The following is a 25,868-nucleotide window of genomic DNA, read 5'->3' on the forward strand; positions in this document are numbered from 1 at the left end:
GTCAGCGTGCCGTCTGACGGGGCCGGTGGGGGGACGGGCGTGCGGCCGGACGGTGGTACTGGGATGTTTCCGGGGCGCTGCCCCGGATCCCCGGCCGGAAGTACCGCCCGGCCGGGGGAGTGGCGGTCAGATGAGCAGGCTTCCCTGCAGTTCCGCGCGGAGGTCCGGGGTGAGGACGGTGCCCGCGCGGTCGACCAGGAGGGCCATCTCGTAGCCGACGAGGCCGATGTCGCACTCGGGGTGCGCGAGCACGGCCAGGGAGGAGCCGTCGGAGACGGACATGAGGAAGAGGAATCCCCGGTCCATCTCGACCACGGTCTGGTTGACGGCGCCGCCCTCGAAGATCCGGGACGCGCCCGCGGTCAGCGAGGTCAGGCCGGAGGCGACGGCCGCCAGCTGGTCGGCACGGTCCCGGGGGAAGCCCTCGGACATCGCCAGCAGGAGGCCGTCGGCGGAGACCACCACCGTGTGGGACACCCCGGGGGTGTTGTCCACGAAGTTGGTGATCAACCAGTTCAGGTTCTGTGCCGCCTGGCTCATCGAACTCAACTAACGCTCCTGCTGGTGAGTGGGGCCGACGTGGAAGCTGCCGGTCGCCGGACCGTTGCCGCCCGCCTGGCGACCCTGCTGGATGCCACGGCGGAGGTTGGTCAGACGGCCGCGCACGTCGTCGGGGGCGCGCGAGACGGACGGACCGGTCTGGGTGTCGGACGACTGCTGCGCGGTGCCCGCGACCAGGTTGGCGCGCGGGACCCGGCGGGGCAGGCCCGAGGTGGTGATGCCGCCGGCGGCCGGCTGGCGCACCCGCTCGGCCTGCTTCATCAGCTCGTCGTTCGGCGAGCTGCGCCAGCTGACCGTCGGCACGGCACCGGTCGACGTCAGGGCGTCGTTGCCGCGCTCCTGCGCGCGCTGCGGGCCGGTCGGGCGCTGCGGCGCGGCCGGGGCCTGCGGCTGGTACTGCTGCGGCTGCTGGGGTACGGACTGTCCCTGCGGGGCCTGCTGGCCCTGCTGCGGGTACCAGTTCGACTCCAGGTTGTCGAAGAGCGGGGTACGGCCGTCACCGGGGTTCTGGGCCGGCGGCAGGGCCTCCGGCTGGTGGCCCTGGGGCAGGCGCGGGGCACCCGGGCGGGCGGAGGGCACGCCGTAGCCGTCCGCCTGCGGGGCCTGCTGGCCCTGCTGCGGGGCGTAGCTGCCGACGCCGGGGCCGCCGGGGCGCGGGGCCTGGAAGTCCGGGCGCTCGAACTGCGCGGTGCCGGCCGGGTCCTGCTGGTCGGGCCGGGCGAACTGCCCGGTGGTCGACGGGTCCTGGTACCCGGGGCGGGGGAACTGCCCCGTGGTGGACGGGTCCTGGTAGTCCGGCCGGGCGAACTGCCCGGTGGTGCTGTTGCCCTGGGGGGCCGGCGCGTTGAAGTCCGGGCGCGGGAACTCGGCGGTGGCGCCGGGACCCTGCAGGTCGTCGTGGCCGCGCGGCGCGTCCTGGCCGCCGCGGCCCGCGTTCATGCCCCAGCTGGTGGTCTGGGCGTTCCCCGGCATGCCCTGGGGGCCGCCGGGCAGCTCCGCACGCGGCGCGTTGCCGCGCGGCGGCAGCTGCGGGCGGGGGCCCTGCGGGCCGGCCGCGTCGGCGCGGGCCGGCTGCGGGACCTGGGGGGCCTGCGGCGCCTGGGGGGCCTGCGGCTGGGCCGGAGGCTGCGGGCGCTCGAAGCCGTTGGACTGCGGGAAGCCTGCCTGGGGCGCCGGGGCGGGAGCCGGACGGCCACCACCCTGCGGGCCACCCTGCGGGCCACCGGCACCGGGGCGCGGACCGCTCATCGGCGCACCGGCGCCGAAGGCGTTCGTACCCTGGCCCTGGCCCTGGCCGGGACCCTGCGGGCGCCCGCCCTGCGGCGGACGCTGACCGGCACCGTCGCGGCCCGGCAGCGCGGCACGCTGGCCGCCGGAGGCGACCTGGCCGCGGCCGGCGGAGGCACCGGCGGCGAGGCGCGCGGCCGCACCGCCCTGCGGGGCACCGCCGGGACGGCCCGCGGGGGCACCGCCCTGCGCGCCACCCTGGGCGCCGGGGACCGGACCGGGCTTCTTGCCGCCCTGGGCGACGTCGACCGGGAGCATGACGAGGGCCGTCGTACCGCCGGAGTCGGAGGGGCGCAGCTGGATGCGGATGCCGTGTCGCAGGGACAGGCGGCCGACCACGAACAGACCCATGCGGCGCGAGACCGAGACGTCCACGGTGGGCGGCGACGCGAGCCGCTCGTTGATCGCGGCGAGGTCCTCGGGGGAGAGGCCGATGCCGGTGTCGTGGATCTCGACCAGCACCCGGCCGTCCGGCAGGGCGTGACCGGTCACCTTGACCTTGGTCTGCGGGGAGGAGAACGACGTGGCGTTCTCCAGCAGCTCGGCGAGGAGGTGCACGAGGTCGTTGACGACGCGGCCGGCGACCTCGGTCGACGGGACCGAGGCCAGCTCGATGCGCTCGTACTGCTCCACCTCGGAGGCGGCGGCACGGAGGACGTCGACCAGCGGGACCGGGCGGGTCCAGCGGCGGCCCGGCTCCTCGCCCGCGAGGACGAGGAGGTTTTCGCCGTTACGGCGCATGCGGGTCGCGAGGTGGTCGAGCTTGAAGAGCGAGGACAGCTGGTCCGGGTCGGCCTCGCGCGACTCCAGTTCGGAGATGAGCGAGAGCTGGCGCTGGATGAGGCCCTGCGAGCGGCGCGAGAGGTTGGTGAACATCGCGTTGACGTTGCCCCGGAGGAGGGCCTGCTCGGCGGCGAGGCGGACCGCCTCGCGGTGCACGTCGTCGAAGGCCGCGGCCACCTGGCCGATCTCGTCCCGGGAGTGCACACCGACGGACTCCACGGAGGTGTCCACGTCCTGCGGGTCGGTCTCGGAGAGCTGCTTGACGAGCTCGGGCAGGCGTTCCTGGGCGACCCGGGTCGCGGTGTCCTGCAGGCGGCGCAGCGAGCGGATCATGGAGCGGGCCACCACGAAGGCGCCGACGAGCGAGACGCCGAGGACGAGGAGGACGAGCGCACCGTTGATGATGGCGTCGCGCTGCGACTCGTTCTTGAGCTCGCGAGCCTTCTGCTCCATGTCGTCGAGCAGCGAGAGCTCGATCTGCTTCATCGCCTGGATCTTGGTGTCGTCCTGGTCGTACCAGTCCATCCAGGAGCGGTTCTTCTCCTTGGCGAACTGCTCAGGCGTGATGAGCACACGCCGGGCGTAGTGCTCGGCGCTGGAGATCTCGGCGTGGCCCTCGTTGAGGGTCTCCGTCAGGTCCTCGGCCTTGCCCTGGTAGACGAGGTCGAAGGTCTTGCGGGCCTGGCTCTCGGCCTTCTGGGCGGACAGCGCGTAGAGGCGGTCGTTCTCCTCCAGCTTGCCGGCCTTGGTGTTGCTGTCGGGCAGCGAGTACGCGATGACCGCGCGCTGGATGGAGGCGTACTCCTTGGCGGAGGAGAACGCGGCCAGGGCGCGCGTACGCTTGATCATCTCCGGGCTGGAGGTGGCCTGCGCCATGTCCTGGGAGAGGCTCAGCAGCGAGGTGATCAGCTGGCTGTACTCGGTGACCGTCTGCTGCGCGCCCGTCTTGTAGGCGGACTTGCGGATCTCTTCGAGACCCGAGAGCTGGCGGCTGATCTGGAGGACGTTGTTGCGGATCGAGTCCAGGGTCTCGTCGCGGTTGTCCTCGTCGTCGATGTCCTCGGTCGCCGTGATGAAGGCGGCGGACGCGGCGTCGGTGGTGTCGCGGACACCCTGGACCAGGCTGTTCGGCTTGCCGGGGTTGTTCTTCAGCGGACCGGCCGACTTGTCGCGCTCCTCCTGGAGCGCCTGCGCCAGGTTGGTCGCCTGCTTGGTCATCGTCGTCAGCAGCTGCATGTGCTCGAGCTGCGCGATGTCCTGCATCGACTCGTTGATACGGAGGCCACCGAGCGAGGTGGCGGCGACGACGGGGAGCGCCAGCAGCGAGACCAGGCGCGTCGAGATGCGCCAGTTCTGCAGGGCGAGCCGGGAGCCGGGCCCACTCGGGCCCGCGGGTATCCGCTGGCCCTGGGGCTGGTCCTTGTCCTTGGGCTCGGCCTTCCTGGCCTTGCCGACCTTGCCCTTGCCCTTGGGCTTCACCGCGGCCGTGGGGTCGGAACCCGCCCCGTCCGCCGCCGGCCCCAGGTTCTGGGCGTGCTGGGGCGAGGAGCCACGGTCGTTTCCGCCGCGCGGCTCCTGCTCCGCCGCAGCGCTGCCATCCCTCTTGAAACGTCCCTGCACTAGCGTCGCAACCTCTGGACCAGGCGTCCCTCCGGTGAAGGGCGGGACGGTGTCGAGTCGTGGGGCACTAACGAGCCCCATGGTGGTCGTCGGTGACCGGCGCGTTTTCCCTTTCATACCGCCGCCCGGCGCTGAGTTGCGCCCTCTGCGCGCCGGCTGATTCCGCGGCGGTCCCCGGAATTCCAGCACAGTGCAGGATCTCCAACAAGGTGCGAGTACCGGCCCCCGTGATCCGTGACCGCCCGTGTCGGACGCGCTACAGCACGTGGACGGTGATTCGGGGCGAATCGGACGTAACTTTATGAATCGCTTACAGAGTTGGCATGTCCCAGTCGCGATGATCGGGAGCGGAATGGCGCGTTCAGTGGCGCAATGTCCGTTTCCTGGTCCAGACTTGACTGTCGATTATGTCGGAATTGCCCGTCCGCTCGTGAGCAAACTCACATGCCCGGAGGCGGGAGTTCCAGAGGTTCCGGTGCGCTCCGATGTTTAGCCTGGCCCTTTACAGGGATGGCAAATCCGACAACCGCGCCGACAGGTGCCCGTCACCGACAAGGTTCCGACACAGCGATGAAGACGACGATGATGTTCCGCAACATAGCCAACCCGCGCCGCACCACCCTCGCGCACCTCAAGGACGCCGAGGAGCTGACCGCCGCGCCGGAGCTGCCGGAGCACTCCGTCGACCTCCCGACGCAGACCGCGAACCCCCGCCGCACCGTCCTCATGACGGCCCCCGCCGCCCACACCGCTCCGTAAGCGCGCCGCCGGACCGCCCCTCCCGCCCGGGATAGCCTGGTGTGACCAGACTCCGGACACACCAGTGAGGGGCGAAACCTTCCCGTGCGCATCGCCAGGTTCTCCATCGACGGCAATGTCGCCTTCGGCGCGGTCGAGGGCAGCGCCCCCGACGAGCTCGTCCTCGACATCATCAAGGGCATCCCGTTCGCGGACTTCGAGCTGTCGGGTACGAAGGTTCCGCTGAGCAAGGTCCGGCTCCTGCCGCCCGTGCTCCCCAGCAAGGTCGTGGCCATCGGCCGCAACTACGCGGAGCACGCGGCGGAGCTCGGCAACGAGGTCCCCGAGGTCCCGGTCGCCTTCTTCAAGCCCTCCACCTCCGTGGTCGGCCCCGGCGACCCCATCGCGTACCCCTCCTTCTCCAACGAGCTCCACCACGAGGCCGAGCTCGCCGTCGTCATCGGCCGGATGTGCCGCGAGGTCCCGCGCGAGCGCGTGAAGGACGTCGTACTCGGCTACACCTGCGCCAACGACGTCACCGCCCGCGACGTCCAGCAGCGCGAGAAGCAGTGGGCCCGGGCCAAGGGCTTCGACAGCGCCTGCCCGCTCGGCCCCTGGATCGAGACGGACCTCGACCCGGGCGACCTCACCATCCAGTGCACGGTCAACGGCGTCCAGCGCCAGCTCGGCCGGACCAGCGACATGGTCCGCTCCGTCGAGGACCTGATCGCGCACGTCAGCGAGGCCATGACGCTGCTCCCGGGCGACGTCGTCCTCACGGGCACCCCCGCCGGGGTCGGCCCCCTCAACGTCGGCGACGAGGTCGCCGTCACCATCGAAGGTATCGGCACTCTCACCAACAAGGTGATCAAGCGTGGCTAACGCGAACCCCGTCCGCGTACGTTTCTGTCCCTCGCCGACCGGCAACCCCCACGTGGGCCTGGTCCGCACCGCCCTCTTCAACTGGGCCTACGCCCGGCACAACGGCGGCACGTTCGTCTTCCGCATCGAGGACACCGACGCGGCCCGCGACTCCGAGGAGTCGTACGAGCAGCTGCTCGACTCCCTCAAGTGGCTCGGCTTCACCTGGGACGAGGGCCCGGAGATCGGCGGCCCCCACGCCCCGTACCGCCAGTCCCAGCGGATGGACATCTACGCGGACGTCGCGAAGAAGCTCATCGACGGCGGCTACGCGTACCACTGCTACTGCACCACCGAGGAGCTCGACGAGCGCCGCGAGCTCGCCCGCCGCGAGGGCCGCCCCTCCGGCTACGACGGCACCTGCCGCGTGGTGACCGACGAGCAGCGCGCCGCGTACGAGGCCGAGGGCCGCACCCCGATCGTCCGCTTCCGCATGCCCGACGAGCCGATCACCTTCACCGACCTGGTCCGCGGCGAGCTGACCTTCACCCCGGAGAACGTGCCGGACTACGGCATCCTGCGGGCCAACGGCGCCCCCCTGTACACGCTGGTCAACCCGGTGGACGACGCGCTGATGGAGATCACGCACGTCCTGCGAGGCGAGGACCTGCTCTCCTCCACCCCGCGCCAGATCGCGCTCTACAAGGCGCTGATCGAGCTGGGCGTCGCCAAGGAGATCCCGGCCTTCGGCCACCTGCCGTACGTCATGGGCGAGGGCAACAAGAAGCTCTCCAAGCGCGACCCGCAGTCCTCGCTCAACCTGTACCGCGAGCGCGGCTTCCTCCCCGAGGGCCTGCTCAACTACCTCTCGCTGCTCGGCTGGTCCTTCTCCGCCGACCAGGACCTCTTCACCATCGACGAGATGGTGTCGAAGTTCGACGTCGCCGACGTGAACGCCAACCCGGCGCGCTTCGACCTCAAGAAGTGCGAGTCGATCAACGCGGAGCACATCCGCCGCCTCGACCCCAAGGCCTTCGCGGACGCCTGCGGCCCCTGGCTCAGGGCCCCGCACGCGCCGTGGACCCCGGAGCAGTTCGACGAGGCCGCCTGGGAGGCGATCGCGCCGCACGCGCAGACCCGCCTGACCGTCCTGTCGGACATCACCGCCAACGTCGACTTCCTCTTCCTCCCCGAGCCCGTCTCCGACGAGGCCTCCTGGGAGAAGGCCATGAAGGGCGACCCGGCGGCGCTGCTGACCACCGCGCGCGAGAAGCTCGACGCCGCGGACTGGAACAGCGCCGAGTCCCTTAAGGAGGCCGTCCTGGCCGCCGGCGAGGCCCACGGCCTCAAGCTCGGCAAGGCCCAGGCGCCGGTCCGCGTGGCCGTCACCGGGCGCACCGTGGGTCTCCCGCTCTTCGAGTCGCTGGAGATCCTGGGCAAGGAGAAGACCCTCGCCCGCATCGACGCGGCCCTCGCCAAGCTCGCCGGCTGACCCCGGACGAGTCGTTCGTCACCCCCCGGCCCGGTGCCGGGGAGCCCCCAGGGGGCGGTCGTCCGGAATTCCGGGCGACCGCCCCCTGCGGCGTTGTAGCGTCGGTCACATGACGGTCCGCGCGGTGCTCTGGGACATCGACGACACCCTGTTCGACTACACGGGGTCCGACCGGTCCGGGCTGGCCGGGCACCTGGAGGCCGAGGGCCTGTCCGCCGCGTACGGCTCGGCCGCGCAGGCGCTCGCCCTGTGGCGGGAGATCACCGAGCGGCAGTGGGCCCGTTTCGAGACCGGCGCCGTGGACTTCCAGGGGCAGCGGCGCGACCGGGTGCGGGAGTTCCTGCGGGAACCCGCCCTGCGCGACGCGGAGGCCGACGCCTGGTTCGGCCGGTACGTCGCCCACTACCGCGCCGCCTGGGCGCTCTTCCCGGACGCGCTGCCGGCCCTGGACGCCCTGGCCGCCAGCCACCGCCACGGGGTGCTCTCCAACTCCTCGTACGCGAACCAGGACCCCAAGCTGCGCGCCCTGGGCCTGCGCGACCGCTTCGAGGTGCTGGTGTGCGCCGCCGAGCTGGGGCTGGCCAAGCCCGCCCCGGGGTCCTTCCGCGCCGCCTGCGAGGCGCTCGGCCTGCCGCCCGGCGAGGTCGCGTACGTGGGGGACCGGCTGGACGTGGACGCGGAGGGCGCCCGGGACGCCGGTCTGCTGGGCGTCTGGCTGGACCGGGAAGGGCCCGCGGAGGCCGTCGTACCAGGGGGCGTGCACCGGATCCGGGGCCTTGCGGAGCTGCCCGGAGTGCTGGCCATGGATACCCGTTTTGGAGCTGGCTCACCCTTCCGGTAATGTTCTTTCTGCGCCGCCGGAGCGGGCCGAAAGGCCGGAAAGCCGGAGGCGCCACTGAATGAGACCCCCGCAGGGGGTTGAGTTCTGGTGGGGTATGGTGTAATTGGCAACACGGCTGATTCTGGTTCAGTTGTTCTAGGTTCGAGTCCTGGTACCCCAGCGCAGTGCGCATGCAGTGCTTGCCCCCGTTGTGTAGCGGCCTAGCACGCCGCCCTCTCAAGGCGGTAGCGCCGGTTCGAATCCGGTCGGGGGTACAGATCCTTCCCGCGAGGTCTCCTGGGTAGCTCCCGGACGCCTCGATGCAGGATCGCTAGGGCCCCCGTTGTGTAGCGGCCTAGCACGCCGCCCTCTCAAGGCGGTAGCGCCGGTTCGAATCCGGTCGGGGGTACCAACTGGTTTATACCACCAGTGGCCTATGGTGTAATTGGCAGCACGACTGATTCTGGTTCAGTTAGTCTTGGTTCGAGTCCAGGTAGGCCAGCTGATCTGCGAAAACTTCAGATCTTGCCCCCGTTGTGTAGCGGCCTAGCACGCCGCCCTCTCAAGGCGGTAGCGCCGGTTCGAATCCGGTCGGGGGTACGCACAGGGAAGACCCTCCGTGATCATCACGGAGGGTCTTCTCGCATGTCCGGACGTTCCGGTGAGTACGTCCCGTCGGCCCGCATCGGGTGGGTGTTCCGGCCGGCCGCCCTGGAGCCAGGACGCAAGAGGGGCCCTGAGGGCGCCTGTTCGGACGTGTGCGGCGTCGTGGCGCCCCCGGGGCCCCGGGGTGGTGAAGAGGGGTCGGAAGGGTCAGCCGGAGCGGCGCAGGGCCTCCGTGAGGCGCGCGGCGGCGTCGATGACCGCCTGGGCGTGCATCCGGCCGGGGTGGCGGGTCAGGCGCTCGATCGGCCCGGAGACCGACACGGCGGCCACCACGCGGTTCGACGGCCCGCGCACGGGCGCCGAGACGGAGGCCACACCGGGCTCCCGCTCGCCGATCGACTGCGCCCAGCCGCGGCGCCGCACGCCCGAGAGCGCGGTCGCCGTGAAGCGCGCCCCCTGCAGGCCCCGGTGCAGCCGCTCGGGCTCTTCCCAGGCCATGAGGATCTGGGCGGAAGACCCGGCCTTCATGGTCAGCGTGGAGCCGACCGGGACGGTGTCCCGGAGGCCGGACAGCCGCTCGGCCGCCGCCACGCAGATCCGCATGTCTCCCTGACGACGGTAGAGCTGCGCGCTCTCGCCCGTCACGTCACGGAGGTGGGTGAGTACCGGTCCCGCCGTGGCCAGCAGGCGGTCCTCGCCGGCCGCGGCGGCGAGCTCCGCCAGCCGCGGTCCGAGGATGAACCGGCCCTGCATGTCCCTCGCCACCATCCGGTGGTGTTCCAAAGCCACGGCCAGACGATGTGCCGTGGGTCGTGCGAGCCCTGTCGCCGCGACCAGCCCGGCGAGGGTGGCCGGACCGGACTCCAGTGCGCTCAATACCAGAGCTGCCTTGTCGAGAACGCCGACGCCGCTAGAGTTGTCCATGCAACGATATTCACGTCTCACACTGTGAAACGCAAGTTCAATTTTCCCGAGAACCCGCCAGGCTAGAGGTGCGGGCCCGGAAACCACGGGTCAGAGCCCGCCGCCCGGGACGTGGGGTCCGGACGGCCGCGGCCTCGAAAAGATCTCTAGAAGCGTCGGCTCACCAGCCGACCGGAGGGAAAGCGATGGGTAGGACACTCGCGGAGAAGGTCTGGGACGACCATGTCGTCCGGCGCGCCGAGGGCGAGCCCGACCTCCTCTTCATCGATCTGCACCTGCTGCACGAGGTGACCAGCCCGCAGGCCTTCGAGGGACTGCGGCAGAACGGCCGCCAGGTGCGGCGCCTCGACCTCACCATCGCCACCGAGGACCACAACACCCCCACCCTCGACATCGACAAGCCCATCGCGGACCCGGTCTCCCGGGCCCAGCTGGAGACGCTCCGCAAGAACTGCGCGGAGTTCGGTGTCCGGCTGCACCCGCTGGGCGACGTCGAGCAGGGTGTTGTCCACGTGGTGGGACCGCAGCTGGGACTGACCCAGCCCGGCACCACGGTGGTCTGCGGTGACTCGCACACCTCCACGCACGGCGCCTTCGGCGCGCTGGCCTTCGGCATCGGCACCAGCCAGGTCGAGCACGTGCTGGCCACGCAGACGCTGCCCCTGGCCCGTCCCAAGACGATGGCGATCACCGTCACGGGCGAGCTGGCGGAGGGCGTCACGGCCAAGGACCTGATCCTGGCGATCATCGCCAAGATCGGTACCGGCGGCGGCCAGGGCTACGTCCTGGAGTACCGCGGCGAGGCCATCGAGAAGCTCTCGATGGAGGCGCGCATGACCATCTGCAACATGTCGATCGAGGCCGGCGCCCGGGCGGGCATGATCGCCCCGGACCAGACCACCTTCGACTACCTCCAGGGCCGCGACCACGCGCCGCAGGGCGAGGACTGGGACGCCGCCGTCGCGTACTGGCGGACCCTGCGCACCGACGACGACGCGGTCTTCGACGCGGAGGTCGTCGTCGACGGCGCCGCCCTGTCGCCGTTCGTCACCTGGGGCACCAACCCGGGCCAGGGCGCGCCGCTCTCCGCGAGCGTCCCCGACCCGGCTTCGTACGAGGACGCTTCGGAGCGCCTGGCCGCCGAAAAGGCCCTGGAGTACATGGGGTTGACCGCCGGGCAGCCGCTGCGCGACATCAAGGTCGACACCGTCTTCGTAGGCTCCTGCACCAACGGCCGCATCGAGGACCTGCGGGCCGTGGCCCAGGTCATCGGGGGCCGCAAAGTCGCGGACGGCGTACGGATGCTGGTCGTCCCGGGCTCCGTCCGCGTCGCCCTGCAGGCCGTGGAAGAGGGCCTGGACAAGGTCTTCAAGGAGGCCGGCGCCGAGTGGCGGCACGCGGGCTGCTCGATGTGTCTGGGCATGAACCCCGACCAACTGGCCCCCGGTGAGCGCTCCGCGTCCACCTCCAACCGCAACTTCGAGGGCCGGCAGGGCAAGGGCGGACGGACCCACCTGGTCTCCCCGCAGGTGGCCGCCGCCACCGCGGTCCTGGGCCACCTGGCCTCGCCCGCCGACCTGACCGACGCCCCCACGCCCGCCGGAGTCTGATCACCCATGGAAGCTTTCACCACGCACACCGGCCGGGCCGTCCCGCTGCGCCGCAGCAACGTCGACACCGACCAGATCATCCCGGCCCACTGGCTGAAGAAGATCACCCGTGACGGATTCGAGGACGGGCTCTTCGAGGCCTGGCGCAAGGACTCGGAGTTCGTCCTGAACCGCCCCGAGCGCCAGGGCGCGACGGTGCTGGTCGCGGGCCCCGATTTCGGTACCGGCTCCTCCCGCGAGCACGCCGTCTGGGCGCTGCAGAACTACGGCTTCAAGACCGTCATCTCCTCGCGCTTCGCCGATATCTTCCGCGGCAACTCCCTGAAGAACGGACTGCTCACCGTGGTCCTGCCGCAGGAGACCGTCGACCGGCTCTGGGAGCTGACCGAGGCCGACCCCACCGCGGAAATCACCGTCGACCTCGTCGCCCGCCAGGTGCGCGCGGCGGGAATCGAGGCGGAGTTCGAGCTGGACGAGAACGCCCGCTGGCGACTGCTGGAGGGCCTGGACGACATCTCGCTCACCCTTCAGAACGAAGCCGACATCGCCACTTACGAAAGCGCCCGGCCGAGCTTCAAGCCGCGCACGATTCAGGCCTGATCAGGGCTTATTCGCCCTTGCACGAACACTGTGCCCCCCGCCTTCCGGCGGGGGGCACAGTCGTATGTTGAGGCCCCGTGAGGCGACAACTCGCCCCAGATGGCACAATCTGTGCATGGAACGCGACAGTCAACTCGAGCTCTACGAACTCGTCGCGGACCGGTTGAAAGAAGCACACACAAGGGTGCGCACACTGCAAGTCCCGGAGGGCGTAAGGATGGCGCTGACCCGGAAGCTGCTGGTCGCCACGGCCACGGCGAAGCATGATCTCGCCGATGCGGCAAGGCGCCTGGACAGGTTGATGAAGGACCTCGACGAGGGTCGATTCCCTGAAGGCGACTGATGCGAAGGAACTCCGCAACGGTCCACATCGTTGCGGCACTAGGGTGATTAGCCCGTTTCGTGTTTGATTTGCGGTATATATCCGCCTAACGTGCGAAAAAGCTTGAACACATTCGTTCTGGCTATGTCTCCGAAGGGGAAGACGTGAACAAGGCGCAGCTCGTAGAAGCGATTGCCGACAAGCTCGGCGGCCGCCAGCAGGCCGCGGACGCTGTCGACGCGGTGCTCGACGCGATGGTCCGCGCGGTCGTCGCGGGCGACCGGGTCTCGGTCACGGGCTTCGGCTCGTTCGAGAAGGTCGACCGCCCCGCCCGGTACGCCCGCAACCCGCAGACGGGTGAGCGCGTCCGGGTCAAGAAGACTTCCGTACCCCGCTTCCGCGCAGGTCAGGGCTTCAAGGACCTCGTCAGCGGCACCAAGAAGCTCCCCAAGGGCGACGAGGTGGCCGTGAAGAAGGCCCCGAAGGGCAGCCTGATGGCGGCCGCGGCGGGCAGCAAGAGCACGGTCAAGAAGGCCGCGGCGAAGAAGACCACCGCCAAGAAGGCGGCCGTCAAGAAGACGACGGCGGCCAAGACCACGGCGGCGAAGAAGACCACGACCGCCGCCGCGAAGAAGGCGACGCCGGCGGCGAAGAAGACCACCGCCGTCAAGAAGACCACCGCGGCGAAGAAGACCACGACCGCCGCGGCGAAGAAGGCGGCCCCGGCGAAGACCGCCGCCAAGAAGACCACCGCCAAGAAGACCGCTCCGGCCAAGAAGGCCGTCGCGAAGAAGGCGCCCGCCAAGAAGACGACCGCGCGCAAGACCACCGCGAAGAAGACGGCCGCCCGCAAGTAGGCCGAGCAGCCGAGGTTTCGACGCGCCGGGCCGGTGCCCCCTGCGAGGGGACGCCGGCCCGCGGCGTCCCCCGGCCCCCGAGGTCTCCGAAAGCCCTGGTCAGAGCGTTTGCAGCGTGATCAGGGTGATCCGCAGGTCCTTGCCTGAGCCCTCGGTCTCGATCCGCACGCGCTGCCCCGGACGCAGCAGGCGCAGCCCGCCGGCGTCGAAGGCCGGGGCGTCGAAGTCCACCGGGGTGCCGTCGTCGAGCAGCACACTGCCGCTGCGGGTCTCGGGGTCGTACGTGTACGAGGTCGCCTGCATACCCGCACCCTATCGCCGCACCGCCGCCGGTCTCAGAGGCGTCCCACCACGCGAACGGGCCGGTACAGCCGGGCCGTGCGGCCGCCCAGGCCCAGCTCCGCGGCAGCCGCCAGGTCCTCGCCGGTGTCCACGTCCCGGCGCACGCTGTCGACTCCCTCCAGCGCGATTTCCACCGCCCCCGAGGCGGAATGCCGGGCCCGGGACGGCCCCCCGAACGCGGGTGCCAATTCCACGCCGCGGGCGGCGGAAAGCAGAGTTGTTCCGATTCCTGCCGCATCCGCCACAAATGCCCTTTGAAATGCGGCCGCGCTATCGAGCACGCGTCGCAATTCCCCCGGGCGCAGGGCCGGCAGGTCCGCGTTCATCGCCGCCACCGGTGCCCCCGGGCGCCCCTCCCGTGCCGCGCGCGCCCCGTGCGACAGCGCCGCGTTGAGCCCCGCCGCGGGGGAGTCGGGCACGACGCGGGCGCCCAGCCCGGCCAGCTCCCCGGCGGCCACCGGATCGTCCGTGACGACCACCACATCCCGTACCGCGGTGCAGGCCAGCGCACCGGCCACGGTGTCCAGCGCGAACGCCAGCGCGAGGTCGGAGCGGGCGGCGCCCGCGGCCGCCGCCAGGCGGCTCTTGGCCATGGAGAGGGGCTTCAGCGGGACGATCAGCGTCCAGACGGCGTTCGTGGCGGCCCCCTCCTCGAAAAGCACGCGAGTGGGCCCCATTGTCACCCCGGCCCCACCGGGCAGGGGGTACCGTCCCGCGAGCGGGGCGTACGGTGTTCTCGACAGAGACCGGACCTGGGGCGACACTTGTCCGGCCGACCAGGTGCCGCACCCTCCCCAGCCACCGCTGGGAGGTGCCCCCAGCACCGGTCCTAGAAGGAAGGTGTCCGAGTGTCCCGCCGCAGAATCGGCTTCTGGTACCGCCTGGCGGCGGTCATCGCAAAACCGCCGCTGGTAGTGCTGTTCAAGCGGGACTGGCAGGGAATGGAACACATTCCCGCCGACGGCGGCTTTATCACCGCGGTGAATCACAACTCGTATCTGGACCCGCTCTCCTACGCGCACTTCCAGTACAACACCGGCCGCGTCCCGCGTTTCCTGGCGAAGGCCGCCCTGTTCAAGGCGCCTTTCGTCGGCATGATGCTCCGCGGCACCGGCCAGATCCCCGTCTACCGCGAGACCACCAACGCCCTCGACGCATTCCGGTCCGCCGTCGACGCCATCGAGCGCGGGGAATGCGTGGCCTTTTACCCGGAGGGCACCCTCACCCGGGACCCCGACCAGTGGCCCATGGCCGGCAAGACCGGCGCCGCCCGCGTCGCGCTCATGACCCGTGCCCCCGTCATCCCGGTGGCCCAGTGGGGCGCGAACCTCGCGATGCCGCCCTACGCCAAGGAGAACAAGGTCCGGCTGCTGCCCCGCAAGACGCTGCGGGTGCTGGCCGGACCGCCCGTGGACCTCTCCCGCTTCCACGGCCTGGAGCCCACGCCCGACGTGCTCAAGGAAGCCACCGAGGTCATCATGGCCGCCATCACCGCACTCCTGGAGGAGCTGCGCGGCGAGACCGCCCCCGCTGAGGCGTACGACCACCGCAAGGCCCGGGCAGAACAGCGGCGCAAGGCCGCCGGGGAGGGCAGGAAGTGAACCGTCCCGTCAAGGCCGCCGTCTTCGGAACCGGCTCCTGGGGCACCGCGTTCGGCATGATCCTCGCCGACGCGGGCTGCGAGGTGACCCTCTGGGGACGCCGCCCCGAGCTGGCCGAGGCCGTCAACAGCGGACGCACCAACCCCGACTACCTGCCGGGCATCGAACTCCCCGAGCGCCTCCGGGCCACCACGGACCCCGCGGAGGCCGCCCGCGGCGCGGACTTCACCGTCCTCGCCGTCCCCTCGCAGACCCTCCGCGGCAACCTCGCCGAGTGGGCCCCGCTCCTGGCGCCCGACACCGTCCTCGTGTCCCTGATGAAGGGCATCGAACTCGGCACCGCCAAGCGGATGAGCGAGGTCATCGAGGAGGTCGCCAAGGTCCCGGCCGAGCGCGTCGCGGTCGTCACCGGCCCCAACCTGGCCCGCGAGATCGCCGCCCGGCAGCCCGCCGCCTCCGTCGTCGCCTGCGTCGACCAGGCCGTGGCCCAGCGCCTCCAGGCCGCCTGCATCACCCCGTACTTCCGCCCGTACACCAACACCGACGTCGTTGGCTGCGAGCTGGGCGGCGCCGTCAAGAACGTCATCGGCCTCGCGGTCGGCATCGCCGACGGCATGGGCCTGGGCGACAACGCCAAGGGCTCCCTCATCACCCGGGGCCTGGCCGAAACCACCCGGCTCGGCCTGGCGATGGGCGCCGACCCGCTGACCTTCTCCGGGCTCGCCGGCCTCGGCGACCTCGTCGCCACCTGCTCCTCGCCGCTCTCCCGCAACCACACCTTCGGCACCAACCTCGGCCGCGGGATGACCCTGGAGGAGACCATCGCGGTCACCCGCCAGACCGCGGAGGGCGTCAAGTCCTGCGAGTCGGTGGCCGATCTGGCCCGCCGCCACGGCGTCGACATGCCCATCACGGACACCGTGGTCGACATCGTGCACAACGGGAAGCCGCCGCTGGTCGCGCTCAAGGACCTCATGGGACGCAGCGCCAAACCGGAACGCAGCTGACTCCTTTCCGGACGCTTGAGCGGGTACTCTCGTGGCGATATGAGCAGCGAGAACCTCCCCCAGACTCCTGAGCAGCAGGGCCGCAAGCCGCGTGTGGCCGTCGTCTTCGGCGGCCGCAGCTCAGAACACGCCATCTCGGTCGTCACCGCGGGCGCGGTCCTGCGCTCGATCGACCGTTCCAAGTACGAGGTGCTGCCCATCGGCATCACCACGGACGGCCGCTGGGCGCTCACGGCCGACGAGCCCGAGCGGATGGCGATCGCCGACCGCAGGCTGCCGAACGTCGCGGAGCTCGCCGAGTCCGCCGACGGCGGCGTGGTGCTCTCCGTCGACCCCGCCAACCGCGAGGTCGTCTACACCGAGCCGGGCGCCGTCCCGAAGGCACTGGGCGAGGTCGACGTCGTCTTCCCCGTGCTGCACGGCCCCTACGGCGAGGACGGCACCCTCCAGGGCCTGCTGGAGCTGTCCGGCGTCCCGTACGTCGGCTCCGGCGTGCTCTCCTCGGCCGTCGGCCAGGACAAGGAGTACATGAAGCGGGTCTTCGTCTCCTTCGGGCTGGAGGTCGGCCCGTACGAGGTGATCCGCCCCCGCGAGTGGGACGCCGACCCGGCGGCCGCCCGCAAGAAGATCGTGGACTTCGCCGGCGAGCACGGCTGGCCGCTGTTCATCAAGCCCGCCCGCGGCGGTTCCTCGGTGGGCATCACCAAGGTCGACGACCTCTCCGGCCTGGACGAGGCCGTCGAGGAGGCCCGCCGCCACGACCCGAAGATCCTGATCGAGGCGCTCGTGAGCGGCCGCGAGATCGAGTGCGGCGTCCTGGAGTTCGAGGACGGCCCGCGCGCCAGCGTCCCGGCCGAGATCCCGCCGGTCAGCTCGCACGACTTCTACGACTTCGAGGCCAAGTACATCGACTCCGCCTCCGGAATCGTCCCGGCCCCGCTCGACGACGCCCGGACCGCCGAGGTCCAGCGCCTGGCGGTACAGGCCTTCGACGCCGCCTCCTGCGAGGGCCTGGTGCGCGCCGACTTCTTCCTCACCGAAGACGGCCGGTTCGTCATCAACGAGATCAACACCATGCCCGGCTTCACGCCGATCTCCATGTACCCGCGGATGTGGCAGGAGTCCGGCGTCTCGTACCCCGAGCTGGTCGACCGCCTGATCCAGGCGGCCATGCGCCGCCCGACCGGCCTGCGCTGAGGCCCCCGTACACACCGCCGCCCGCCAGGTGATCCTGGCGGGCGGCGGTACGTCGGGGGACGGGGGAGCGGTGCGGCGGCCGCGTCAGTACGAGGAGATGCCCACCGGGACGCTCTTCTCCACCGCGGGCCCGAAGGCGACGAGCAACCCCGCATCGGTGGCGTGCTCCCGGTCGACGACCACCTCGACGTAGGCCAGGCGGCCGCCGGTGACGAAGCGGAACGAGCCGTCGTCCCGGCGCTTGCCGATCAGCCAGCCCACGCCGTTGACCTCGACCTGCCCGGTGCTCTGCGCATCGGAAATCAGGTCGAGGGGTTTGGGGACGCCACAGCGCAGTACGATCGCTGCGCCGCCCCACGCGGCGGTCAGATCGGACGAGGGTTCGGGGTCCTCCCGGTCCAGCCCGGCCACCGTCTCCGGGAGCGCGCCGTGCAGCGCCGAGCACATCGCGACCACGTCGGCGGGCGGGGCGGGCGGGGGAGTGACCTCCGCCCGCGCGCTCCCGGGCGTGCAGCCCGCCAGGGCCAGGCACGCGGCCAGCACGGGCAGGCAGAGGGGCCGGAGGCGGGAGAACGTCACCGGCCAAGACTAGACGGGGGCTACAGATGGACGACCGGGCAGGTCAGGGTGCGGGTGATCCCGTCCACCTGCTGGACCTTGGCGACCACCATGCGGCCGAGTTCGTCTACCGTGTCGGCCTGGGCCCGCACGATGACGTCGTACGGACCTGTCACGTCCTCCGCCTGGATCACCCCCGGGATCTTCGCGATGGACTCGGCGACCAGCGACGCCTTGCCCACCTCGGTCTGGATGAGGATGTACGCCTGTACCACGGAACCTCCAGGGCGGCCACGAGGATGATCTCCCCTAACCTTCGGGTGGGGAACCCGCCCCTGACTCGGCGGGGCCCCAGGGAAGAAGGGACGCCACGGTACCGCGTCGCCGACTGCCGCGGGGAGACCCGAGGGCACGGCGCCGCGCTCAGCGGGGCGTACGAGGAACAGAAGTTGACGTGTCTGTTGACAGTACCCAGAGCAGTGACGGCTCGCGACCGCAAGCCCACTGGGCCAGAAGGAGCACAGCGATGAAGGGCACTGTGGGCGAGCTGGGGGAGTTCGGGCTCATCAGAGAGCTGACCTCCCGCCTCACCTCCACCCCAGCGGTACGGCTCGGCCCCGGCGACGACGCCGCGGTCGTGACCGCGCCCGACCGGCGCGTCGTCGCCAGCACGGACATCCTGCTGGAGGGCCGTCACTTCCGGCGTGACTGGTCCACCGCCTACGACGTCGGCCGCAAGGCCGCCGCCCAGAACCTCGCCGACATCGCCGCCATGGGCGCCGTGCCCACCGCCCTCCTCCTGGGCCTGGTCGTCCCGGCCGAGCTGCCGGTCACCTGGCCCACCGAGCTGATGGACGGCATCCGGGACGAGTGCCAGGTCGCCGGCGCGGCCGTGGTCGGCGGCGACGTCGTACGCGGCGACACCATCACCGTGGCCATCACCGCCCTCGGCGACCTGCGCAACCACGAGCCCGTCACCCGCGCCGGCGCCCAGCCCGGCGACGTCGTGGCCGTCACCGGCTGGCTCGGCTGGTCCGCCGCCGGCTTCGCCGTGCTCTCCCGCGGCTTCCGCTCCCCGCGCGCCTTCGTCGAGGCGCACCGCCGCCCCGAGCCCCCGTACCACGCGGGCCCCGCGGCGGCCGGGCTCGGCGCCACCGCCATGACGGACGTCAGCGACGGCCTGGTCGCCGACCTCGGGCACATCGCCGAGGCCAGCAAGGTCCGCATCGACCTGCACTCCAGCGCCATCGACATCCCCACGCAGATGAACGACATCGGCCAGGCCGTCGGCGTCGACCCGCTCCAGTGGGTGCTCACCGGCGGAGAGGACCACGCGATCGTCGCGACCTTCCCCCCGGACGTGAAGCTCCCCGCCCGCTGGAAGGTCATCGGCGAGGTCCTCAACCCCTCCGCCCAGCCCCAGGTCACCGTCGACGGCGCGCCCTGGACCAGCACCGGCGGCTGGGACCACTTCGGCGGCGAGATCGAGACCGCCCCGTGACGAGGCCCCCGCTCTGCCTGACCGTCGCCGGGTCCGACTCCGGCGGCGGCGCCGGCATTCAGGCCGACCTCAAGACCATGCAGGCCCTCGGCGTGCACGGGATGAGCGTGATCACCGCCGTGACCGCCCAGAACTCCCTGGGCGTCCGGGGGGCCTGGGAACTCCCCGCGGAGGCCGTGACGGCCCAGTACCGGGCCGTGGTGGACGACATCGGCGTCCAGGCCGTCAAGACCGGCATGCTGGCCTCCGCCGAACTGGTCGAAACGGTGGCCGCGCTGATCGCCGCCACCGACGCCCCCGCGGTCGTGGACCCGGTGGGCGTCTCGAAGCACGGGGACGCGCTGCTCGCCGCCTCCGCGCTGGACGCCGTACGCACCCGGCTGCTGCCCGCGGCCACCGTCGCCACGCCCAACCTCGACGAAGTGACGCAGCTCACCGGCGTCGTCGTGGAGACCGAGGACGACCTGCGGCGGGCCGCCGACGCGATCCTGGCCTACGGGCCCCGCTGGGCGCTCGTGAAGGGCGGCCACCTGGCCGCCGGCGACGAGGCGGTCGACCTGCTCACCGACGGCACCCAGGAGCTGTGGCTGCGGGCCCCGCGCCACGACAACCGGCACACCCACGGCACCGGCTGCACCCTGGCCAGCGCCGTCGCCGCCGGCCTCGCCAGGGGACTGGACGTCCCCGGCGCGGTCACCGCCGCCAAGGAGTACGTCACGGGCGCCATCGCCGCCGGCTTCGCGCTGGGCGGGGGCATCGGCCCGGTCGACCACGCCTGGCGCTGGCGCGGCTGAGCCGGGAGCGGACACCACCGAGCCCGGAGGGCGGCACTGCCGCGCCTCCGGGCTCGGGCGTTGGTTCAGGACAAAGAGAAAAGCCGGTCCACCGAGGTGGACCGGCTTTCAAGGCAACCGGAAGGGCTGCGCCACGACGGGAGCGTCAGCGCGAGACCTTGCCGGCCTTGATGCACGAGGTGCAGGCGTTGAGGCGCTTCGGCGTCCCACCGACCACGGCACGCACACGCTGGATGTTCGGGTTCCAGCGACGGGGCGTACGGCGGTGCGAGTGCGAGATGTTGTTGCCGAAGCCCGGCCCCTTGCCGCAAACGTCGCAGTTGGCAGCCACAGGTCACTCCAAAGACTTCAGATGCACTTACAGTGAAATCCGGCGCACCGGATCAGAGATCTGAAGTGGTTTGCCGGGGGAATGGCCCGATTCTCATCGGGCAACCGGAGCAGCATACAACGGCTGCTCCCGTACAAGAAAACTACCATGGCTCCCGCGGCCCCCGCCCCGGGCCCCGGACCACCCCGGCCCCCTTCGTTACCCTGCGGGTGCAGACCCCGCCGTCCACGGCAGTCCCAAGGAGGAACGCCCGGTGCCGCACGTGCCGCCCACCCTCGACGCCGACGCGGTACGCACCTGGAGCTCCCTCGCGCTGACCGCCCTGGGCCGCGCCCGCGAGGACATCGACGCGATCAACGTCTACCCCGTCGCCGACGGGGACACCGGCACGAACCTCTACCTGACCGCCGAGGCCGCCGCGCAGGCCGTCGAGGACGCCTTCGCGGCGGACCCGCCCTCCCTGGCCGACGCCGTACGCGCCTACGCGCACGGCGCGCTCATAGGCGCGCGGGGGAACTCGGGCACCATCCTGGCCCAGCTGCTGCGCGGCATGGCCGAGGTGCTGGCCGCCGGACCGGCGGCCGGACACGGGGCCGGACCGGCCGCCGGACAGGGGGAGGGGCAGACGGCCGGACCGGCCGGGGGCGGTGCCGGCGCCGGCGCCGCGGAGGCCGGCCGCCGGCTCGCCCACGCACTGGCCCGCGCCGCGGAGTCCGCCTACCAGGCCGTCGCCCATCCGGTCGAGGGCACGATGCTCACCGTGGCCTCCGCCGCGGCCCGGGCCGCCGGCAGTGCCGGCGAGGGGGCCGTCGCCGTCGCCTGGAGCGCGTACGACGCCGCGCGGACCGCCCTGGAGAAGACGCCGGGGCAGCTGGGCGTGCTGGGCCGGGCCGGGGTGGTCGACGCGGGGGGCTGCGGCGTGGTCGCCGTACTGGGGGCCCTGTGGCAGGCGCTGTCCGGGGGAGAGCTGGACCCCGAGCCCGTACGCGGTCCCGCGCTCGCCGTCCCCGTACAGCCCGACCCCTGCGAGCAGGACGCCGGCGCCGACGGGCCCGGCTACGAGGTGATCTTCCTCCTGGAGGCGCAGGACGAGCCCGTGGAGCTGCTGCGCGAGCGGCTCGACGCCCTCGGGGACTCCCTCGTGGTCGTCGGCGGGGAAGGCCTGTGGAACGTCCACGTGCACGTGGACGACCCGGGCGCCGCCGTCGAGGCCGGCATCGAGGCGGGCCGCCCGTACCGCATCCGCATCACCCACTTCGCCGACCAGCGGCGGGCCGCGCTCCCCGAGCGGGTCCAGCGCGCCGTCGTCGCCGTGGTCCCCGGCGAGGGCCTCGCCGGCCTCTGCGAGGAGGCGGGCGCCACCTGCGTCCTCGCCCGCCCGGGAGAGCCGCCGGCCCACGCCGAACTCCTCGACGCCATCCGCCGCGCCCACGCCCGCGAGGTCGTCCTGCTGCCCAACGACGCCGAACTCCGGCGGACCGCGGCAGGCGCCGCGGAACAGGCCCGGGCCGAGGGCGTCCGGGTCGCCGTGATCCCCACCCGCTCCGCCGTCCAGGGCCTGGCCGCCCTCGCCGTCCACGACCCCGACGGCAGCTTCGACGAGGACGTCGTCACCATGACCTCCGCCGCCGGCGCCACCCGGTACGGGGAACTCGCCGTCGCGGAGCGCCAGTCCTTCACCTCGGCCGGCATCTGCCAGGCCGGGGACGTGCTGGGACTGATCGAGGGCGACGTCGCCCTCATCGGCGACGAGCTCACCGCCACCGCCGAGGCGGTCCTCGCCCGGATGCTGGGCTCCGGCGGCGAACTCGTCACGCTGGTCCTCGGACCGGAGGTGCCGGAGGCCCTCGCCGAACGCCTGGAGACGTACGTACGCGAGCGCCACCTGGCCGTCGACACCGTCGTCTACCAGGGCGGACGGCACTCCGCCCCGCTCCTCATCGGCGTGGAATAGGCCGTGGCCACCGGATCGGGGTGCATCAGCCCGGTCCGAACGACACGGCCTGGCCCGGCTTGTCGGCGGCATGGTGTGCAATGGAACACGTGCCCGCGCTGGATGAACCACTCAAGAAGTCGCTCGGCCCCGCCACCGCCAAGGTGCTGGGCGAGCAGCTCGGCCTGCACACGGTCGGCGACCTGCTCCACCACTACCCCCGGCGGTACGCCGAGCGTGGGGAGCTGACCCCGCTCGCCGACCTCGGCGACCAGCTCGACGAGCACGTCACCGTCGTCGCCCAGGTCGCCGAGGCCCGCGTCCTCACCTTCAACGGCGGGCGCGGCAGACGGCTGGAGGTGACCATCACCGACGGGGCCGGCCGGCTCCAGCTGGTCTTCTTCGGCTCCGGCGTGCACAAGCCGCACAAGGAGCTGCTGCCCGGCAGCCGCGCGATGTTCGCCGGCAAGGTCGGCATGTTCAACCGCCGCCTCCAGCTCTCCCACCCCGCGTACGAGCTGCTCGGCGCCGACGCCGGAGCCTCCGCGGTCGACGCCTTCGCCAACCAGCTCATCCCGATCTACCCCGCCTGCGCCAAGCTGGAGAGCTGGAAGATCGCCAAGGCGGTCGACGCCGTCCTGCCCAGCGCCCAGGAGGCCGAGGACCCGCTGCCGCCCGCACTGCGCGAGGGCCGCGGCATGGTCACGCTCCCCGAGGCCCTCCTCAAGATCCACCGCCCGCGCACCAAGGCGGACATCGAACAGGCCCGCGAACGCCTGAAGTGGGACGAGGCCTTCGTCCTCCAGGTCGCCCTCGCCCGCCGCCGGTACGCCGACACCCAGCTCCCGGCGGTCGCCCGCAAGCCCGCCCCCGGCGGCCTCCTCGACGCCTTCGACGCCAAGCTCCCGTTCACCCTCACCGACGGCCAGCAGACCGTCTCCCGCGAGATCTTCGACGACCTCGCCACCGAACACCCCATGCACCGCCTCCTCCAGGGAGAGGTCGGATCGGGAAAGACGATGGTGGCCCTGCGGGCCATGCTGGCCGTGGTCGACTGCGGGGGGCAGGCCGCGATGCTGGCGCCCACCGAGGTGCTGGCCCAGCAGCACCACCGGTCCGTCACCGAGATGATGGGCGAGCTGGCCGAGGGGGGAATGCTCGGCGGCGCCGACCACGCCACCAAGGTCGTCCTGCTCACCGGGTCCATGGGCGCCGCCGCCCGGCGGCAGGCCCTACTGGACCTCGTCACCGGCGAGGCCGGGATCGTCATCGGCACCCACGCCCTGATCGAGGACAAGGTCCAGTTCCACGACCTCGGCCTGGTCGTGGTCGACGAGCAGCACCGCTTCGGCGTCGAGCAGCGCGACGCCCTGCGCGGCAAGGGCAAGCAGCCGCCGCACCTGCTGGTCATGACCGCCACCCCCATCCCGCGCACGGTCGCGATGACGGTCTTCGGCGACCTGGAGACCTCCGTGCTGGACCAGCTGCCCGCCGGCCGGTCCCCGATCGCCACCCACGTCGTGCCGGCCAAGGACAAGCCGCACTTCCTCGCCCGCACCTGGGAGCGCGTCCGCGAGGAGGTCGAGGGCGGCCACCAGGCGTACGTGGTCTGTCCCCGCATCGGGGACGAGGAGGACGAGAAGAAGGCGGCGAAGTCGGCGGAGGACGAGGCCGAGAAGCGGCCGCCGCTCGCCGTGCTCGACATCGCCGAGCAGCTGTCCGGGGGCCCGCTCGCCGGGCTCTCCGTCGAGGTGCTGCACGGCCGGATGGACCCCGCGGACAAGGACGACGTGATGCGCCGGTTCGCCGCCGGCGAGGTCCAGGTGCTCGTCGCCACCACCGTCATCGAGGTCGGCGTCAACGTCCCCAACTCCACCGTGATGGTGATCATGGACGCCGACCGGTTCGGCGTCTCCCAGCTCCACCAGCTGCGCGGCCGTGTCGGCCGTGGCTCCGCGGCCGGACTGTGCCTGCTGGTCAGCGAGATGCCGGAGGCCAGCCCGGCACGGGCCCGGCTCGCCGCGGTGGCCGCCACGCTCGACGGCTTCGAGCTGTCCCGGATCGACCTCGAACAGCGCCGCGAGGGCGACGTGCTCGGCCAGGCCCAGTCGGGCGTGCGCTCCTCGCTGAAGATGCTGGCCGTGATCGACGACGAGGAGGTCATCGCCCAGGCCCGCGAGGAGGCCGTCGCCGTGGTCACCGCCGATCCGGGCCTCGACGGCCTGCCCGCCCTGCGCACCGCGCTCGACGCCCTCCTCGACGAGGAGCGGGAGCAGTACCTGGAGAAGGGCTGACCGCCCCCGGAGAAGGCCTGACCGCCGCCGCGGGCGGCGCGCCGCGGCCCAGCGCCTATCGTGGAGTCGCCCCTGTGTTCCCCCCTGCCGTGAGGACCCGACTCAGATGACCCGCGTGATCGCCGGTGTGGCGGGCGGCCGCCGCCTGGCCGTGCCGCCCGGCACCGGCACCCGCCCCACCTCCGACCGGGCGCGCGAGGGGCTCTTCTCCACCTGGGAGTCCCTGCACGGCCCCCTCGCGGCCAGCCGTGTGCTCGACCTGTACGGCGGCTCAGGAGCCGTCGGCCTGGAGGCGCTCTCGCGGGGGGCGGCCCACGCCCTGCTGGTCGAGGCGGACGCCCGGGCCGGGAAGACCATCCGGGACAACATCCGGACGCTGGGGCTGCCCGGGGCCGAGTTCCGGGCGGGCAGAGCGGAGCAGATCGTGACGGGTCCGGCGCCCGGTGAGCCGTACGACATCGTGTTCCTGGACCCGCCGTACGTGGTGACCAACGACGATCTTTGCGAGATCCTCCTCACACTCCGCTCCCAGGGCTGGCTCACGGAGGACGCGCTCGTCACCGTGGAGCGCAGTACACGAGGCGGGGAGTTCCCGTGGCCGGACGGCTTCGAGCCGCTCCGGTCCAGGCGCTACGGCGAGGGCACCCTTTGGTACGGTCGCGCCGCCTCCACCAGCGGAGACTCATGATGACCGGGCCTGAGAGCGAGGGAGTTCGCGTGCGCCGCGCCGTCTGTCCGGGGTCCTTCGACCCCATCACCAACGGGCATCTCGACATCATCGGACGTGCCTCCCGGCTGTACGACGTCGTACACGTGGCCGTGATGATCAACCAGTCCAAGAAGGGCCTCTTCACGGTCGAGGAGCGGATCGAACTGATCCGCGAGGCCACGGCCGCGTACGGCAACGTCGAGGTCGAGTCCTTCCACGGCCTGCTCGTCGACTTCTGCAAGCAGCGGGACATCCCGGCCATCGTCAAGGGCCTCCGCGCGGTCAGCGACTTCGACTACGAGCTCCAGATGGCCCAGATGAACAACGGCCTCACGGGCGTCGAGACCCTCTTCGTCCCGACCAACCCCACCTACAGCTTCCTGTCCTCCTCCCTCGTGAAGGAGGTCGCGGCCTGGGGCGGCGACGTGTCCCACCTGCTGCCCCCGTCGGTCCACGCCGCGCTCGTCGAGCGCCTCGCGGACCGCTGAGGCGCTGACGGTCCGTCAGTCGGTGTCGGGCG

25 protein-coding genes and 5 tRNA genes are annotated in these 25,868 nt (G+C 71.8%); 22 read left to right on the top strand and 8 right to left on the bottom strand.

The genetic code is table 11. The annotated features are described in order from the left end of the window. Positions 1-126: 126 nt before the first annotated feature. Complete coding sequence (locus ACIQUQ_RS02230; protein ID WP_399953078.1) at positions 127-540, bottom strand: roadblock/LC7 domain-containing protein; 414 nt, start codon at positions 538-540, stop codon at positions 127-129. A gap of 9 nt (positions 541-549) precedes the next feature. Then, positions 550-4,251 carry a nitrate- and nitrite sensing domain-containing protein gene (locus tag ACIQUQ_RS02235; RefSeq protein ID WP_403970204.1) on the bottom strand — a complete coding sequence of 1,234 codons (3,702 nt, stop codon included), beginning with the start codon at positions 4,249-4,251 and terminating at the stop codon, positions 550-552. A 570-nt stretch (positions 4,252-4,821) separates the two neighbouring features. Between ACIQUQ_RS02235 and ACIQUQ_RS02240 the strand changes: the two genes are divergently transcribed. The 9 genes from ACIQUQ_RS02240 (at position 4,822) to ACIQUQ_RS02280 (ending at position 8,762) form a co-directional block, all read left to right on the top strand. Next, positions 4,822-5,010 (top strand): hypothetical protein, encoded by a 189-nt coding sequence (locus tag ACIQUQ_RS02240; protein ID WP_399953021.1) that lies wholly within the window; start codon positions 4,822-4,824, stop codon positions 5,008-5,010. An 84-nt stretch (positions 5,011-5,094) separates the two neighbouring features. Then, positions 5,095-5,871, top strand: coding sequence for a fumarylacetoacetate hydrolase family protein (locus ACIQUQ_RS02245; RefSeq protein ID WP_403970207.1), 777 nt, complete (start codon positions 5,095-5,097; stop codon positions 5,869-5,871). After that, complete coding sequence (gene gltX / locus ACIQUQ_RS02250) at positions 5,864-7,342, top strand: glutamate--tRNA ligase (RefSeq protein WP_403970209.1); 1,479 nt, start codon at positions 5,864-5,866, stop codon at positions 7,340-7,342. Before ACIQUQ_RS02245 ends, gltX begins: the two co-directional genes overlap by 8 nt. Before the next feature lie 109 nt (positions 7,343-7,451). Then, positions 7,452-8,183, top strand: a complete 732-nt coding sequence (locus ACIQUQ_RS02255) for an HAD family hydrolase (RefSeq protein WP_403970212.1) — start codon at positions 7,452-7,454, stop codon at positions 8,181-8,183. An 88-nt stretch (positions 8,184-8,271) separates the two neighbouring features. Next, a tRNA-Gln gene (locus ACIQUQ_RS02260) sits at positions 8,272-8,343 on the top strand. Between the two features lie 21 nt (positions 8,344-8,364). After that, positions 8,365-8,437 (top strand) — tRNA-Glu (locus ACIQUQ_RS02265). A gap of 61 nt (positions 8,438-8,498) precedes the next feature. Continuing rightward, a tRNA-Glu gene (locus ACIQUQ_RS02270) sits at positions 8,499-8,574 on the top strand. Between the two features lie 18 nt (positions 8,575-8,592). Continuing rightward, positions 8,593-8,664: transfer RNA gene (locus ACIQUQ_RS02275), tRNA-Gln, on the top strand. A gap of 25 nt (positions 8,665-8,689) precedes the next feature. Then, a tRNA-Glu gene (locus tag ACIQUQ_RS02280) sits at positions 8,690-8,762 on the top strand. 213 nt (positions 8,763-8,975) lie between these two features. Here the strand turns inward: ACIQUQ_RS02280 and ndgR are convergent. Continuing rightward, complete coding sequence (gene ndgR / locus ACIQUQ_RS02285) at positions 8,976-9,692, bottom strand: IclR family transcriptional regulator NdgR (RefSeq protein ID WP_355356330.1); 717 nt, start codon at positions 9,690-9,692, stop codon at positions 8,976-8,978. A gap of 185 nt (positions 9,693-9,877) precedes the next feature. On the opposite strand from ndgR, the gene leuC reads away from it, so the two are divergent. From leuC to ACIQUQ_RS02305, 4 genes are all read left to right on the top strand, one after another. Further along, the gene (gene leuC, locus ACIQUQ_RS02290) at positions 9,878-11,302 is read left to right on the top strand and encodes a 3-isopropylmalate dehydratase large subunit (protein ID WP_403970215.1); all 1,425 of its coding nucleotides are present in this window, start codon (positions 9,878-9,880) and stop codon (positions 11,300-11,302) included. A gap of 6 nt (positions 11,303-11,308) precedes the next feature. Then, the gene (leuD, locus tag ACIQUQ_RS02295; RefSeq protein ID WP_403970218.1) at positions 11,309-11,902 is read left to right on the top strand and encodes a 3-isopropylmalate dehydratase small subunit; all 594 of its coding nucleotides are present in this window, start codon (positions 11,309-11,311) and stop codon (positions 11,900-11,902) included. 115 nt (positions 11,903-12,017) lie between these two features. After that, the gene (locus tag ACIQUQ_RS02300) at positions 12,018-12,245 is read left to right on the top strand and encodes a hypothetical protein (protein WP_403970221.1); all 228 of its coding nucleotides are present in this window, start codon (positions 12,018-12,020) and stop codon (positions 12,243-12,245) included. Positions 12,246-12,388: 143 nt separating this feature from the next. Next, positions 12,389-13,081 carry an HU family DNA-binding protein gene (locus ACIQUQ_RS02305; RefSeq protein ID WP_403970224.1) on the top strand — a complete coding sequence of 231 codons (693 nt, stop codon included), beginning with the start codon at positions 12,389-12,391 and terminating at the stop codon, positions 13,079-13,081. 99 nt (positions 13,082-13,180) lie between these two features. Here the strand turns inward: ACIQUQ_RS02305 and ACIQUQ_RS02310 are convergent, their stop codons facing one another. Continuing rightward, complete coding sequence (locus tag ACIQUQ_RS02310; RefSeq protein WP_399952994.1) at positions 13,181-13,384, bottom strand: hypothetical protein; 204 nt, start codon at positions 13,382-13,384, stop codon at positions 13,181-13,183. Between the two features lie 32 nt (positions 13,385-13,416). Then, a complete protein-coding gene (cofC, locus tag ACIQUQ_RS02315) occupies positions 13,417-14,016 on the bottom strand; it encodes a 2-phospho-L-lactate guanylyltransferase (protein WP_403970583.1) in 600 nt (199 codons plus the stop codon). A gap of 255 nt (positions 14,017-14,271) precedes the next feature. Between cofC and ACIQUQ_RS02320 the strand changes: the two genes are divergently transcribed. From ACIQUQ_RS02320 to ACIQUQ_RS02330, 3 genes are read left to right on the top strand one after another with little or no spacing between them, the layout of a single operon-like run. Then, on the top strand, positions 14,272-15,024 hold the full coding sequence (locus ACIQUQ_RS02320; protein ID WP_403970227.1) for a lysophospholipid acyltransferase family protein: 753 nt from the start codon (positions 14,272-14,274) through the stop codon (positions 15,022-15,024). After that, positions 15,021-16,031 carry an NAD(P)H-dependent glycerol-3-phosphate dehydrogenase gene (locus ACIQUQ_RS02325; protein WP_403970230.1) on the top strand — a complete coding sequence of 337 codons (1,011 nt, stop codon included), beginning with the start codon at positions 15,021-15,023 and terminating at the stop codon, positions 16,029-16,031. The genes ACIQUQ_RS02320 and ACIQUQ_RS02325 overlap by 4 nt, the downstream gene beginning before the upstream one ends. 39 nt (positions 16,032-16,070) lie before the next feature. Further along, positions 16,071-17,228: a D-alanine--D-alanine ligase family protein gene (locus ACIQUQ_RS02330; protein ID WP_403970233.1), complete on the top strand. Its 1,158-nt coding sequence runs from the start codon at positions 16,071-16,073 to the stop codon at positions 17,226-17,228. 84 nt (positions 17,229-17,312) lie between these two features. Here the strand turns inward: ACIQUQ_RS02330 and ACIQUQ_RS02335 are convergent, their stop codons facing one another. Both ACIQUQ_RS02335 and ACIQUQ_RS02340 read right to left on the bottom strand, forming a co-directional pair. Continuing rightward, a complete protein-coding gene (locus ACIQUQ_RS02335) occupies positions 17,313-17,807 on the bottom strand; it encodes a DUF3515 domain-containing protein (protein ID WP_403970236.1) in 495 nt (164 codons plus the stop codon). Between the two features lie 20 nt (positions 17,808-17,827). After that, positions 17,828-18,061, bottom strand: a complete 234-nt coding sequence (locus ACIQUQ_RS02340) for an Lrp/AsnC family transcriptional regulator (RefSeq protein WP_030195064.1) — start codon at positions 18,059-18,061, stop codon at positions 17,828-17,830. Between the two features lie 251 nt (positions 18,062-18,312). On the opposite strand from ACIQUQ_RS02340, the gene ACIQUQ_RS02345 reads away from it, so the two are divergent. Beyond that, positions 18,313-19,287 carry a thiamine-phosphate kinase gene (locus tag ACIQUQ_RS02345; protein ID WP_399952976.1) on the top strand — a complete coding sequence of 325 codons (975 nt, stop codon included), beginning with the start codon at positions 18,313-18,315 and terminating at the stop codon, positions 19,285-19,287. Then, a complete protein-coding gene (gene thiD, locus ACIQUQ_RS02350) occupies positions 19,284-20,081 on the top strand; it encodes a bifunctional hydroxymethylpyrimidine kinase/phosphomethylpyrimidine kinase (protein WP_403970239.1) in 798 nt (265 codons plus the stop codon). The genes ACIQUQ_RS02345 and thiD overlap by 4 nt, the downstream gene beginning before the upstream one ends. A 145-nt stretch (positions 20,082-20,226) precedes the next feature. Here the strand turns inward: thiD and rpmB are convergent, their stop codons facing one another. Then, positions 20,227-20,412 carry a 50S ribosomal protein L28 gene (gene rpmB, locus ACIQUQ_RS02355; RefSeq protein WP_030195073.1) on the bottom strand — a complete coding sequence of 62 codons (186 nt, stop codon included), beginning with the start codon at positions 20,410-20,412 and terminating at the stop codon, positions 20,227-20,229. 253 nt (positions 20,413-20,665) lie between these two features. Between rpmB and ACIQUQ_RS02360 the strand changes: the two genes are divergently transcribed. The 4 genes from ACIQUQ_RS02360 to coaD all read left to right on the top strand — a co-directional run bounded on the left by ACIQUQ_RS02360 (position 20,666) and on the right by coaD (position 25,836). After that, a complete protein-coding gene (locus ACIQUQ_RS02360) occupies positions 20,666-22,366 on the top strand; it encodes a DAK2 domain-containing protein (protein ID WP_403970242.1) in 1,701 nt (566 codons plus the stop codon). An 80-nt stretch (positions 22,367-22,446) separates the two neighbouring features. Further along, the gene (recG, locus tag ACIQUQ_RS02365; protein ID WP_403970245.1) at positions 22,447-24,639 is read left to right on the top strand and encodes an ATP-dependent DNA helicase RecG; all 2,193 of its coding nucleotides are present in this window, start codon (positions 22,447-22,449) and stop codon (positions 24,637-24,639) included. 106 nt (positions 24,640-24,745) lie between these two features. Next, positions 24,746-25,327: a 16S rRNA (guanine(966)-N(2))-methyltransferase RsmD gene (gene rsmD / locus ACIQUQ_RS02370; protein WP_403970248.1), complete on the top strand. Its 582-nt coding sequence runs from the start codon at positions 24,746-24,748 to the stop codon at positions 25,325-25,327. Positions 25,328-25,356: 29 nt separating this feature from the next. Beyond that, positions 25,357-25,836, top strand: a complete 480-nt coding sequence (gene coaD, locus ACIQUQ_RS02375; protein WP_403970251.1) for a pantetheine-phosphate adenylyltransferase — start codon at positions 25,357-25,359, stop codon at positions 25,834-25,836. The last annotated feature ends 32 nt before the right edge of the window (positions 25,837-25,868 follow it).

The organism is Streptomyces sp. NPDC101118 (assembly GCF_044759445.1).
GTDB lineage: Bacteria > Actinomycetota > Actinomycetes > Streptomycetales > Streptomycetaceae > Streptomyces.